This is a genomic window from Paenibacillus sp. FSL M8-0212 (assembly GCF_038004645.1).
Classification (GTDB): Bacteria; Bacillota; Bacilli; order Paenibacillales; family Paenibacillaceae; genus Paenibacillus.
Genome location: NZ_JBBORP010000001.1, coordinates 4,821,690 through 4,835,466, shown reverse-complemented (window position 1 = coordinate 4,835,466; position 13,777 = coordinate 4,821,690). Strand labels below are relative to the sequence as shown.

Below are 13,777 nucleotides of genomic sequence, written 5' to 3'. Positions count from 1 at the left end.
AATAGGCTAAAATAAAAGTCTGCGATGTTCTGCGCAGTACCAATTCCAGCGTTCAACAGGAAAGCAACGAAGAATCTGCAGCCAGTCCTTGTTTTTTTACATACCTGGTTGCACGTTTCAGTTATATAGATGAAGCATTTGCCATGATAAATGCAGATGCTCGATAGAGAGAGGAAGTGGAAAAAATGGCATTGGACGGCATCGTAACACGGGCCATTGTTCATGAACTGCAAGGCTGCATTGGTGGACGTATCAGCAAAATCCATCAGCCGAATGGCCATGACGTAGTTCTCACACTGCGTGCTCAGCGCGGAAATAGTAAATTGCTTGTTTCGGCAAGCCCAACCTATCCCCGTGTGCATTTTACGGAAAAGACATTCCTTAACCCTACGGAAGCACCCATGTTCTGCATGCTGCTCCGCAAGCACTGTGAAGGTGCAATCATTGAGGAGATCCGTCAGATTGGCATGGAGCGTATTATCCACATCAATGTGCGCCAGCGCGACGAACTGGGGGATGTTTCGGTTAAACGGATCATCATTGAATTGATGGGGCGTCACAGTAATATTATTTTGCTTGATCCTGTAACTGGAACGATTCTGGATGGCATTCATCATGTGACTCCTTCCATCAGTAGCTACCGGGTAATCATGCCTGGATTCGCGTATACTGCCCCACCCGAGCAACATAAAAGTAATCCGCTCGAAGTGAGTCGTACAGCATTCGAGGACAGCTATCATGCCGCTGAGGAAGAGGCATCACGCTGGCTTGTGAACTCCTTTAGCGGTCTTAGCCCGTTAATTGCGGGAGAGATTGCTGCCCGTGGGATTGCTCTTGAAGGCACCGTGAGCACTCCAGATGTGGTTGAGGGTGAGAGCCGAGTTGAGGCTGATGCACTCTGGAACGCTTTTGAAGCTGTGATGGGACCTGTCAGAAATCATCTCTATACTCCTGTAACTGGAATGAACGCCAAAGGCAAAATGATTTTCTCGGCCGTTCATCTTCAGAGCATTCAGGACTTGGAGAAAACCTATGACACGATGAGCAAATGCATGGAAGATTATTACGGAGACAAGGCTGAACGGGACACGGTAAAACAAAGAGTAAGTGATCTGCTCCGTTTTCTGCAGAATGAGCGAAGCAAAAACATCAAAAAGCTGGACAACCTGAACAAGGATCTGCTGGAAGCGGACGATGCTGACAAGTTCAGACTATGGGGTGAGTTGCTGTTTGCCTCCCTGCATCAGGTCCACAAAGGGGATAAGAGCGTGGAGCTTGTGAACTTCTACGATGAAGACCAAGCCAACATTACCATTCAGCTTGATCCACTGCTCACACCGTCTGACAACGCACAACGTTATTTCAAGCGGTATAACAAATACAAAAACAGTCTGGCTGTGATTCATGAGCAGCTTGGCAAAACCAAAGACGAAATTAACTATCTCGATAACCTGTTACAGCAGCTCTCCATTGCATCCATGAACGATATTGAGGAAATACGGGACGAGCTTGTTCAGCAAGGATACCTTCGTGACCGTAATAAAAAAGGTAAAAAGAAGAAGAAAAGTGACCGTCCGACCGTACACCAGTTTACCTCCTCCGAGGGGATTGATATTCTTGTGGGTAAAAACAACCTGCAGAATGAGTACGTGACCAACCGTCTCGCTTCTTCCAACGACACCTGGCTGCATACCAAAGACATTCCAGGCTCACATGTCGTTATTCGCAGTACGGACTTTGGTGAAGCTACATTGGAAGAAGCAGCACAGCTTGCTGCCTATTTCAGCCAAGCCAAGGAGTCCAGCAGTGTGCCTGTGGATTACACGTTTATCCGTCATGTGCGCAAACCAAGTGGTGCGAAGCCAGGTTTTGTCATCTATGATCATCAGAAGACCTTGTTTGTCACGCCAAATGATGAATTGATCAAAAGTCTGCCATCCACGATTAAAAATGGATAGTATATATAAGTTGAACTAAAGATTATTTACACTGACACTACGATGACAGAACAACCTTCCAATCGCTGTTATCCCCAGATTTTTTGATTCCCTTTTCTCAAGGGAAAATCCGGTGATAAAGGCGCAGTTTATGCTTCCGAAGTAGCTTTCTTGCAGAAAGCTTTTAGCTCCGCTTTTTCAGGTTTTTTCTGTCCTCTCCGTTATCGTGTAAATGATTAGTTCAACCTATATAGATGTAAAAGTAACAAAGACAGAATCCCCTGACCATTAGCGGTCAGGGGATTTTTGTTATTGCATTACTTGTTTGAATGATATGTGAAGCTCAACTTATTTTTCGCTTTTATTGAATATTAATTCATTTATATGTATAATAATTCAATTCTAAGAAATAAAAATTACTGTTAAGGAAGTGTACCATGACCATACATATCAGAGAAACGCAACCTGATGATCTGAAACCCCTGATGGCATTAATGCATGACTATGTGGTGGGATTCTACAACAACCCTTGGCCTGGTGATCAATCCATCCAGCTTCTGATCAACAACCTGCTTAATCAGCAGATCGGTGCTCAATTCGTGGCAGAACAGGACGGGGAGCTTATCGGATTTTCCACCCTGTTCTTTACATACAGCACGATGAAAGCAGAACGTGTTGCCATCATGAATGACCTATTTGTTACGGAAACATTCAGAGAGGGCGAAGCAGAAGCCAAATTATTTGCACACTGTCAGCATTATACGCGTGATCATGGCTGTGCTTATATGTCCTGGATCACAGCAGTGAACAATGAGCGGGCACAGCAATTATTCGAGCGTCTTGGGGCTACACGTGGCGCTTGGGTAAACTATTCCATTACGTAAACTCTTTTGAGCACAAAAAAAGGACATGCAAACATGAAGGTTCAGCCCTATCATGTTTGCATGTCCTTTACTACTTTGACTTAAAATGTATCCCAGTAATACAGAATTTATTATAGTCAGATAGAGCGTTGCAACGTCTCGCTTACTCTACTTTTTGCTGTGAAGCAGCTGCCTTCAGCCTTTCCAACACATCAACCGTCACGGTCTTGCTACCAAGATCTCCGTGGAAAACAACACCTTGCCGTTTGCCATGATAATCAGATCCACCTGTTTCAATGAGGTCGTATTCCTTGGCCAGCTTACCATACCTGCGTTCCTCTTCCGGGCCATGGTCCGAATGAAACACCTCAATGCCATCTGGACGAGAGTCTTCGATGATACGTCGCACCAATTCATCATCATTATAGAGACCCGGATGGGCAATCACAGCGGCTCCACCAGCGGCTCTGATCCACTCGCACGCATCCTCGGGTGCAACGCGGGGGACAGATACGAAGCCAGGCTTGCCTTCAGCAAGATACCGATCAAATGCATCCCGCATGTCAACAGCGTAGCCTTTTTTCACCAGCACATCGGCCATATGAGGTCTGCCGATACTCTCATCCGGCTCTAACGGCCGTCCTAGCTCATCGAGTACCTCCTGCCAGCTTATATCAAGCCCGAGTTCCTGCAGCTTGCCAATAATCAGATGATTTCGCTCATCTCGCGCTTCTCGTAATCCGCGCAACCGTTGCAGGAACTGCTCATCCTCCGTATTCACATAATACCCGAGCACATGAATATCTTTTCCACCAGCCCGAGTGCTGATCTCCACTCCGGCAACAACATCAATATCGTACTCTTTTCCCGCTTGCTGTGCTTCTGCTACACCAGCTACTGTATCATGGTCCGTTAAGGCAACCGCAGATAGCCCTTTTTGTTTGGCAAGCTTCACATTATCAGCAGGTGGCTGCATTCCATCCGAAGCCTGACTATGCATATGAAGATCACAGCGTCCTTGGCGCTGATCCATGAACAACAGCTCCTTTGTGTAAAATTGATTATGATTCACTCTTATCTATCATTGATGTTGCCAACTATTATGCTTTCCCCGTCTTATGAACCGACACAGGCTGCTCCTGCTGACGCAGATAATTCAGGAAAGCAACTGCTGACAGGGGCAACAAGGACGATTTTAGATGGATGGCATAGAACTGCCTTTTGAATTCGAGTCCGCGGATATCCACAATATGAACAAGTCCCAGAGCCAGTTCATGCTGCACCGAAGAAGGAGATAACATTGTAATGCCTACCCCTGCCTCTACGGCCGATTTTACCGCTCCTGTACTGCCAAGTTCCATCACAACATTCATATCCTGTGGATCAATCTTTTTCTTTTGCAATTGGTCTTCCATCACCTGACGAGTACCCGAGCCCTTCTCACGCAGCACAAAGGGATAATTCATGACATCCTCAATATTCACTTTGCTACGCTTAGCCAGATCATGCCCGGCAGGTACAATCAGTTTCAGCTCGTCCTGCATGACAGGCTCTACAATCATGTCCGGGTGGTGCACTGGCGCTTCAATCAGACCAAAATTAAGCTGGTGCTTTAATATATCATCCATAATTTGCGTTGTATTCATCACTTTCATGACGATTGAAATATCCGGATATTGAAGCGCAAATGGTCCGAGCATGCGTGGAAGCACATATTCCCCGATCGTTAAACTGGCTCCCAGCTGGAGTCGACCTTGTAACATCTGAGTAAACGCCGACATCGCTTCGTCCGTCTGTCTGACCAGCTCTACACTCCGTTTCGCATGAGGCAATAAAGTCCGGCCCGCCTCGGACAATTCTATTTTTTTGGTGGAACGATGCAGTAACTTGGTCCCAAAATAGTCCTCTAATGATTGAATCTGCATCGTTACTGCCGGTTGAGTCATATGTAATGCTTGTGCAGCAGCCGAGAAACTCCCCTTCTCTGCTACCGTATAAAAAATATGCAATTGGTGAAAATTCATATCTTCGCCCCTCTTCGATTACACTCTCTACATTGTAGCCGATTTCCCGCTTGGCAACAAAAAAAGCATGCAGCTTGTCTGCATGCGATAATACTTGAATCTATGATTTCAACATATTGAATCTACTCAGGCTTACTTATGCTTGCGGCTATTTTTGACCAACGTCATTCTTCTTGAATGTCTTAACCATGAATAATATGATTTCAGGTCCCTCAACTCAATAGTCTCCGACATACGTCCCAGAAACGTAACCACAATCATTTTGTGCAGCGGGTTGCCCGCAATATCATATTCTCCTTCAAGTTCGGAAAATTCGGCGACCACCACCAGATCCTCATCAATCAGGTAGACGTCCTGTTCATTACGGTAGTATGGTGTTATACGGTCCTGCTTCAGACACTCCCATAACCACGCCGCAATATGGTCATCATCACTACGTGCAGGCTCAATACGGTCTGCATACCGCATCTTGGCATGATGGGTAATGACGATGTCGGCCACTTTCTTGTCTCCAAGAGCCACGAAAAACGGCTCGTAGGTGCTCCAACGTTGCATCACCTTATCACGCATGGGAATCACTCTCCACCAGATAGGACTTTCTATCTATTTATTACCAAATATATTACAACATTAGTCCCGCAACCTCAAGGCGTAAGTTTAACTTTTTTTCACAATAGCCAATTTGTGTATAATTCAAGAAAAGAGCGACCCCAAAGGGTCCCTCCAGTTTCTCTTCTATATTCCATAAAAGCTCGTTTTGTCCATCGTTTTGCTAGCATACTCGGTTTTGATCTCATTACGATACGAGCGTTCGATCTTGCGCACATAGGAAAGCCGCTTCACATTTTTCATCGTATCATCTGCCCGTTCTGCATTAACATACATGACCACATAATGCATACGGCGGGAGATATAATGCACGGTGCCATATTTTTCGAGATTACGGGCAGCCTTCAAATCACTGACCCAAATAATGAATCCTGTCCTTTCCGCAAACATCATCGTTCCCCGCCCTTCTATAATGATTACTTAACTGCAACCACACTTGCCGCCACTACCGCAGCCGCCCTTCGGATTCGGGTCATTGCTCGGTACTTTAATGGTCGTTGACACTGCAAATGCAATGGTCTCTGACATCTGGAATAACATATCATCCAGGGACTTCTCTGCCTGTTTGAAGCGGATTACCGCCTCGAAATTTTCCAACTCCTGTTCCAGAGCCTTCACCTGGTCTTTTGCTGCATGATAATCCGGGTGAAAATGACCGAAACGCTGTGTTTCTTCAAACAATTCCTTCTTGGCATTCAGCTTCCGAATCCCCATCTGAATCTCAGGGGTAGTCTCGACTTGCTGCTTCCAATATAAATAATCCGATACTTCGGCAGATTGGTTAATCATGTCGCCCAGTTCATATGCGCCCGTTAACACTTGGGCCATATCGACCGTGTTCATTTCCGCTACGCTCATGAAATATTCATCCTATCTATATATAAAGTTCTACTTAACGTAGACTACCTCATCATAGCATATCCATGAATAGTAAAGAAGAGTTTTTCCTGCAATTAGAAATAGGGGGAACTCGAAAATTCGCCTTTCAACCTGATATTCACTTGAAATAGTCAGCTTATGACATCATCTGGCAGGATAAGACGCATTGTATCCCACTCTGACGGGGAGAATGTACGCCATTCCGTCTCTGATGTATTTTCACTTGAATCCAACATGCACCAACCGCTTAAAGTCCATTGTTCATGACCCTCTACCTGATGTGGAATGAGGTATTGCGTACGATTTTCCTGTTGTATCCCCAGCTTTGTCTGCCACTCAATGGCTTTGGCAGCAATCTGTCGTGCGGTTGAACTATGATATCGACGCCACTCCTTGTACCAGGTCTCCGGTATCTCCTCAAATCCCAACAGAGAGAACTTCTTCTCAATGACAGTATGATCATGCTCCAACCCATGCAGAGAAGCAGGGACATCAACCAGACCTAGATTATCGGGAGTGTAGAAAGAAGAATATACACCGCTCCACATATCCTTTTCTAATAACTTCGGCTCATCTGCAGAGCCTGTACTTGCCTCCATTACCTTCATACTCCGAATTACGGTCAACGGTGCAGCATCCGTCTCCTTTCCCCAATCTGCTAACGCAATACGTACATTCTCCGGTATACCTGTCAGCGCATATTGATCCAGAAACTCTATCACTGCAGGTAATCCATACCCGCTGGCTATGGCCGAGATGAATCGTTCTCTTGTCATGCGGTAGATCGACATTCGATCACGCGTCACCCGTTCTGCACATTGCTCCAGCATCCAGATCACATCAGGCCGTGCTTCTGGTGGCACCAACATTTCGAAATCAGGCTGCATGTAAAACCCACACGGCTCCGCCTCACTTACCATCTCTTGTTCTCGATATAACAGGGTCTGCGGTTCAATCAGCCAACGGAATGCCAGCGCTCCCGACTGATCTTCTCCTACTTCACCATAACCCCAGCCAGCCAGTGCGTAGAGCCAGCCCCTGACCCGTGGTTTCAATTCCGAATTCTCTATATGGCACCATATATTTTTTTCTGGAGCAAACACTGCCAATTGATAACGGAAATGCTGCAACACGGGTTCAGCTTCTCCGTATCTTTCCATACACGCTTGATATATTTCCCGATGCATTTGTCTCCACGAGAGCTTCAACCATTTTTGTAATCGATGATCTACAATCTGAATTTGGCCATCTGATTTCTGAACGAGATTCAAACTGAGCAGTAGATCGAGAAGGATAGCTACGTGGGTCGGATACAAATCCGAATGTTCATATTGGATGCCCAAACCATCAAAATCTGTAGCGGATAGTACTGTTATTGCACTTAATTTTTGAACCATTCTCTTATGTATCGTACCTTTACCTGTCAAAGGAAGTCCTTCTCTTCCGATCCAAGCGATCAGATGAATCAACTCTGCAGCGAGATCCGGCTTTCCTTCCTGTAGTACATGAGCATGCTGTGCCATCTTTTCAACGGTTATACCCACTCTTTGTGCGTAAGCAATCGTCAATGTCTCCATCAGCGAAGCAGGTATATAGAATAATCGCTCCCCCCAACTCTTATATACAGATTCAATCCATCTTTGCTGCCTAAGGTTGGCGAATGAAGATTTGGCTTCTGCCACACTTAGTCCTTCGATGGCCCACTGTTCTCGCGGCAGGAGGGAGGAAAAAGGCTGACCGGCATGTTTGTGAAAAATTGCACCAAGCACTTTTTGTTCCACCAAAGTAAGCTTTGACCATGAATCAAGGTTCAGTACCACAGGCTCATCTATTGGTTCAAATAAAGACATATCCAATCCCTCCTGTTTGCGCGAGTATAAATGGACTATTCGTTCTCATGAACGATGGCATATTCATATCCCTGCTCCACCAAGAACATCTGACGGTTTAATGCAAACTCCTGTTCCTTACTATCCTCTGATACCAGCGCATAGAAATAGGCTTTGTTTTCTCCAGCTTTTGGTCTCAGAATTCTCCCCAAACGCTGTGCCTCTTCCTGCCTTGACCCGAAACTCCCGGATATCTCAAGCGCAACAGCAGCATCGGGCAAATCCACAGCAAAATTGGCAACCTTGGATACCACAATCGTTTTAATCTCTCCACGTCGAAATGCAGCAAACCACTTGATTCGCTCTTGCTGTGACATGGTACCCGAGATCAAAGGTGCTTCAATTTCCCGGGCAATCAACTCAAGTTGATCCAGATATTGTCCAATCACTAGCGCAGGCAAATCCCGATGACGTTCCAGCAAACGCTTGACTACACGTACCTTCGCCGGATTCTCGGCAGCCAATCGAAATTGATGTTTAACCTCGGCTTGCAGATAATTTGATCTTAGTTCCGGGGAAAACGGGATACGTATCTCCTGACATTGTACATCAGCAATCCACCCTTGCTGCTCCAGTTGTTTCCACGGCATATCATAGAGCTTTGGACCAATCAACGAAAACACATCCTGTTCACAGCCATCCTCTCGAACCAAGGTGGCCGTCAATCCCAGCCTTCGCGTAGCTTGAATATCCGCAGTTGCACGAAACACTGGTGCTGGCAGCAAATGTACTTCATCATATATGATCAGCCCCCATTGCCGCTCACTGAGCAGTTTGATGTGGGTAAAATCAGCATCCTTTGATTTCCGGTGTGTAAGAATCTGATATGTAGCTACAGTCACAGGTTTCACCTGTTTTTTCTGACCTGAATACTCACCAATCTGTTCGCTGGTAATCGTTGTTTTGTCTTGAATTTCTTGAATCCACTGTCGCACAGACGTTGTATTGGACGTCAAAATAAGGCATTCACATTGAAGCCGCTCCAGCACGGCCATGCCAATGACCGTTTTCCCTGCCCCGCAAGGAAGTACGAGCAAACCGCTTCCTCCCATGCCCTCACTGCCTTCGAATGCATCCACAGCCTCTCTCTGGTAAGAACGCAGCGCAAATCGCTCAGAGTGGTCCCACGGATCATTAGACCGCCAATCAAATGAAAGTTTGGTTCCCTCCCGATACCCCACGTAATCAAGCACAGGGTAACCCAATCGTGTTAATTCCCTTTTTAATAACCCTCGCTGTTCTCCTGGGAGCAGAAGTTCATGAGCGTCCTTGCGTTCCATGCGAAAGGCAGCTATCGTTTTCAATCCACTTAATTCATCCAGCAACCTCTCATCCTCACTGTAAAGACGCATTCTGGTGTGATCTGCTTCGGAATGCAGCTTTAATTTGCCATACTGATCCATGATTCTCCGAACATCCTGTATGAGTGCAGCAGGCACGTTCCAGCGGGATACCAGCTCCAGACTTGCGATGACCTGATCTGCATTCCATCCCAGCGCAGCCGCATTCCAGAGCGATAACGGAGTGATTCGGTAAGTATGAAACGCTGCCGGTGTCTTAACCAGTTCTGAATACATCCCAAGCTGTTCTCTTGCTCTTTCGAATCCGGGGTGGCCAACTTCCAGCAAAACTGTAAAATCTCGCTGAACGATACAAGCATCTGTCCTTACCATATGTTCTGTTCCTTCCATTTTGAGCCTTCCTCCTATCACAAAAAAGTCCAGTTCCGGCAGCTTCCGAAAATGAACCTGTATAATTGCGAGTTCAAAAAGTTTGGTTTTCTGTACCGATAAGTGGACTTTTTGAACAACATCTATAAAAATCCACAAAAAAAACATCCTGCCCATACCTCGGTATGAACAGGATGCCCAACTAGCTATAAAGTCATTCGGCTGTGTAACCCTTGGCCATGGCGATAAATAATCTCACGGCCGTCTGCATCGCGTCTTCATCAAAATCAAACATCGGATGATGATGCGGATAGATCGCATTTTTATCCGGGTTGCCTGCTCCAACAAACATAAAGCACCCTGGAACCTTTTGCAGATAATACGCGAAGTCTTCCGCTGGCATCAGCATCGGGGATGCTTGCACTCGTTCTGCCCCAAATAATTCTGTAGCTTCTCTGAAGAAACGCGCTGTCTCCTGCTCATCGTTCACCACAGGTGGATATCCCATAATATATTTCACTTGCGTCTCAGCTCCATACGCTGCCCCTGTCTGAGCTACCATGGTAAGCACGCGCTCTTTCATCCCGTTTCGGGTCTCTTCATCAAACGTTCTTACCGTACCGCTCATTTTGCATTGCTCTGCAATTACATTCTGAGCCGATCCTGCCTGCATTGTACCAATGGTCAGCACCGCCGGTTGTAATGGATCCACCGAACGACTGACAACGGTCTGAAGCTGCATCACAAGCGCAGAACCCGCGATGAGACTATCTATCGTGGATTGTGGCATCCCGCCATGTCCACCTTTGCCTTTGATCTCAATGTAAAAATCGTCCGCCGCAGCCATCATCGGTCCTGCTTTGCTGGCAACCACACCTACAGGCAGCGGGGTCCACAGATGAATTCCGTATATGACATCCACGCCTTCAAGCGCACCATCCGCTATGACCTGGACTGCACCGCCCGGAAGCAGTTCTTCTGCTGGCTGGAACAAAAAACGAATCTCTCCTTGGATCTCCTGCTTGTGACGGCTGAAATACAATGCCGTACCGAGCAGGATTGAGATATGACCATCGTGGCCGCATGCATGCATCGCTCCTGCTTGTTGTGATGCATACTCGATATTCTTTTCATCCTGAATTGGAAGTGCGTCCATATCAGCTCGCAGCATGACGACAGGACCCGGCTTGTCCCCACGAATGGTACCGATGATCCCGTGACCACCAACATGACGCTTCACTTCCACGCCAAAACTCTCCAACATATCCGCTACAAAAGAGGATGTCTTCTCCTCATGAAAGGAAACCTCTGGATTGCGATGAAGGTGACGCCGCCATTCCACCATGTGGATCTGCAGATCTTCCCACCATATATTATTAGTCATTTCTCTCCACCCTTTCAATCTTGAACGGGACTTGTGTCAAGCCCGAACCTTCCTCTTCAAACCTATTGCTGTATATTGTAGCAGAATTGGAAGAAAACCGATACGAAACGCCTTTGGAAAGCTTGCACGGGAAGGGGAAACATACTATCATGAACTAGAGAAATACTCGAGAAATTATACTCGGAAGCTTATGAGGAGGATCAAACGCTTATGATTTTTGAGAATACAGGCTTGGATGGCTTGAAGAGCGACTTGGCATACCTGGATGAGAGCGCCGAGAAAGTCGGATTTGTCCGGTGGCAATGGGAATATTACCGTGCTACATATGACTACAAAATTGAAGATGAACAAACCAACTCAGAATACTTTGTACGCATTAATACCCGCGCTGTGGAAGGCAAATTGGAAAAACCGGATACCGTTCTTGCTGTTGAAGCAGTATACCTTGGCAAAGCCACTTTCCCTCACGGCCTGGATTATGACTCTTCCGTTCCGCAACCAGTCGTGAAGCTGGCAGCCCAAAAATTACAGCAGCTTAAAGAACTGCTGGAAGCATAGGCTGGGCCAAACGATGAAACAACAAACGGCCCAAACGAAAACGAAGAGAGGCACGCCGGATTTTCAACTGCTAATCCTCACTTTATTGTTGGTGGGCTTTGGACTGGTGATGGTATTCAGCTCCAGTTCCAGCATTGCAATCGCAAGCGATAAATTTAACAATGATGCCCTTTACTTCACGAAAAAACAACTTATGTGGGCGATTATCGGTCTATTTGGCATGTTTTTTGCCATGAATATCCGCTTCAACAAGTACAAAAAGCTCTATGCACCCTTTTTCCTGCTCACTACGGTCATGCTGGTGATTGTTTTGATCTCAGGTGCAGTATTGAACGGTGCACGAAGCTGGATTCACATTTTCGGTTTCAGTCTTCAGCCTGCAGAGTTCGCGAAAATTGCTATCATTCTCTATCTCTCTGCTCTTATTACCAAAAAAGGTGAGAAATTCAGGGTTTTCAAGACAGGGTATTTTCCCGTCTTGTTCATCGTTGGATTCATCGCAGGACTGATTATGCTGCAACCAGACTTCGGTACCACCTTTATCCTGGTGTCCACCTGTGGTCTCTTGATCTATGCCGGGGGAGCCAGTATGAAACATATCCTGGGTTCGATTCTCTTGGTTGTACTCGGTGGGGCACTGGCGTTTGGAGCGAATTCTCTGTTTTCTTCCATGTCTCCTTCCGACACAACGACTGCTACAACAGCAGTCACTGCGGAGCAGAACTACAAGATCGGACGTATTCAGGCTTTCCTTGATCCATTGTCCGATATTAATGGCGGAAGTCTTAACCTCTACCGTTCTCTTGTTGCCATTGGTGATGGCGGCATGACAGGTTCCGGGATTGGACAAGGTACGATGAAGCTGCACTATTTGCCAAATGCGTATAATGACTTTATTTTCTCCGTAATTGGGGAAGAACTCGGATTCATCGGAAGTGCATTATTCCTGCTTGTTTACCTGTACTTCATCTGGCGAGGAATTATTGTCTCTCTCCGCTGTCCCGATCCATTCGGAACATTGGTCGGCATAGGTATCATGGGACTAATCGCGATTCAGGCATTTATCAACATCGGTGGTGTAACTCAGACCATTCCGGTGACGGGGGTCACGCTTCCGTTTATCAGTTATGGGGGTACCTCACTCTTTGTGATGATGGTTGCCATGGGCATTCTGCTCAGTATCTCGCGCACCAACAATCTGGACGTGATCAAGGAAGAGAAAACCAAGTCCGTGACTGTACAGACGCAGACTCGTACCTCTCCTGCTCTTCGTTCACGGGAATCCATCCGTCGGATTCGATAAACGGGATTATACCTTCAGAAACAGAACAGGTACCCATTCAAAAGAAAAAGAAACATAAAAAAAGCTGTGCACCCAATGGATGCGCAGCTTTTTTTGTGTGTACTAGGTATAATTCTGTCTATCAAGATGAAGAACAGGTCAATGTAGCTCTGTCCCCCATTGCGGATTGCGAATTCTACAGATCGTCGCCTTTGAAAGATACGCCTTCTACCTTTACATTGACTTCAACCACGCGTAATCCGGTCATGGTCTCTACCGCTTCTCTTACATTCTGCTGAAGCATACGGGAAACTTCATGAATCGGGGTTTCGTACAGGACGATGATGCGCAGGTCAATGGCTGCTTCCAGCTGGCCGACCTCAACGCTCACGCCTTTCTGTACGTTTTTACCGCTGAGTCGCTTCGCCCAGCCCTCTGACAATCCTCCAGACATTGCGGCAATTCCGGGTGTTTCCATTGCAGCCATTCCGGCAATTTTTGCAACCACGTCATCGGCAATCCGGATGTTTCCGCTCTCCAGTTGAAGTTGTTCTGCCATGCCACATCCTCCTTCACTTCGTTACTCGTATTTTAAATCCTTTCCACCCCAAAAAGCAAATTAAACTCAAAAAGATGCGTTTACAACCTACCACCATTTGGTTATATTGAAATATGAAAATAA

13 protein-coding genes are annotated in these 13,777 nt (G+C 46.4%); 4 read left to right on the top strand and 9 right to left on the bottom strand.

The features are described 5' to 3' along the window. Positions 1–185: 185 nt before the first annotated feature. Complete coding sequence (locus MKX68_RS21310; RefSeq protein ID WP_340914015.1) at positions 186–1,958, top strand: Rqc2 family fibronectin-binding protein; 1,773 nt, start codon at positions 186–188, stop codon at positions 1,956–1,958. A 416-nt stretch (positions 1,959–2,374) separates the two neighbouring features. Further along, a complete protein-coding gene (locus tag MKX68_RS21305; protein ID WP_340914014.1) occupies positions 2,375–2,821 on the top strand; it encodes a GNAT family N-acetyltransferase in 447 nt (148 codons plus the stop codon). 142 nt (positions 2,822–2,963) lie between these two features. On the opposite strand, the gene MKX68_RS21300 is transcribed toward MKX68_RS21305, so the two are convergent. The 8 genes from MKX68_RS21300 to MKX68_RS21265 form a co-directional block, all read right to left on the bottom strand. Continuing rightward, positions 2,964–3,833, bottom strand: a complete 870-nt coding sequence (locus MKX68_RS21300) for a PHP domain-containing protein (RefSeq protein ID WP_340914013.1) — start codon at positions 3,831–3,833, stop codon at positions 2,964–2,966. A gap of 67 nt (positions 3,834–3,900) precedes the next feature. Further along, positions 3,901–4,824, bottom strand: coding sequence for a selenium metabolism-associated LysR family transcriptional regulator (locus MKX68_RS21295; RefSeq protein WP_338587868.1), 924 nt, complete (start codon positions 4,822–4,824; stop codon positions 3,901–3,903). A gap of 132 nt (positions 4,825–4,956) precedes the next feature. Continuing rightward, positions 4,957–5,394, bottom strand: coding sequence for a hypothetical protein (locus tag MKX68_RS21290; protein WP_017687436.1), 438 nt, complete (start codon positions 5,392–5,394; stop codon positions 4,957–4,959). A gap of 165 nt (positions 5,395–5,559) precedes the next feature. Then, on the bottom strand, positions 5,560–5,823 hold the full coding sequence (locus tag MKX68_RS21285; protein WP_026080981.1) for a YlbG family protein: 264 nt from the start codon (positions 5,821–5,823) through the stop codon (positions 5,560–5,562). Between the two features lie 30 nt (positions 5,824–5,853). Continuing rightward, on the bottom strand, positions 5,854–6,291 hold the full coding sequence (locus tag MKX68_RS21280; protein ID WP_036614642.1) for a YlbF family regulator: 438 nt from the start codon (positions 6,289–6,291) through the stop codon (positions 5,854–5,856). Between the two features lie 152 nt (positions 6,292–6,443). After that, positions 6,444–8,162 (bottom strand): helicase-associated domain-containing protein, encoded by a 1,719-nt coding sequence (locus MKX68_RS21275; RefSeq protein ID WP_340914012.1) that lies wholly within the window; start codon positions 8,160–8,162, stop codon positions 6,444–6,446. 35 nt (positions 8,163–8,197) lie between these two features. After that, positions 8,198–9,892 carry a DNA repair helicase XPB gene (locus MKX68_RS21270; RefSeq protein WP_340914011.1) on the bottom strand — a complete coding sequence of 565 codons (1,695 nt, stop codon included), beginning with the start codon at positions 9,890–9,892 and terminating at the stop codon, positions 8,198–8,200. A 193-nt stretch (positions 9,893–10,085) separates the two neighbouring features. Beyond that, complete coding sequence (locus tag MKX68_RS21265) at positions 10,086–11,255, bottom strand: M20 family metallopeptidase (protein ID WP_340914010.1); 1,170 nt, start codon at positions 11,253–11,255, stop codon at positions 10,086–10,088. Positions 11,256–11,465: 210 nt separating this feature from the next. Between MKX68_RS21265 and MKX68_RS21260 the strand changes: the two genes are divergently transcribed. Both MKX68_RS21260 and ftsW read left to right on the top strand, forming a co-directional pair. After that, positions 11,466–11,813 (top strand): YugN family protein, encoded by a 348-nt coding sequence (locus tag MKX68_RS21260; protein ID WP_017687430.1) that lies wholly within the window; start codon positions 11,466–11,468, stop codon positions 11,811–11,813. A 13-nt stretch (positions 11,814–11,826) separates the two neighbouring features. Next, positions 11,827–13,116 carry a putative lipid II flippase FtsW gene (gene ftsW, locus MKX68_RS21255; RefSeq protein ID WP_339310018.1) on the top strand — a complete coding sequence of 430 codons (1,290 nt, stop codon included), beginning with the start codon at positions 11,827–11,829 and terminating at the stop codon, positions 13,114–13,116. A 175-nt stretch (positions 13,117–13,291) separates the two neighbouring features. Here ftsW and MKX68_RS21250 read toward each other — a convergent pair whose 3' ends face one another. Then, positions 13,292–13,654 (bottom strand): Asp23/Gls24 family envelope stress response protein, encoded by a 363-nt coding sequence (locus MKX68_RS21250; RefSeq protein WP_017687428.1) that lies wholly within the window; start codon positions 13,652–13,654, stop codon positions 13,292–13,294. Positions 13,655–13,777: the final 123 nt, after the last annotated feature.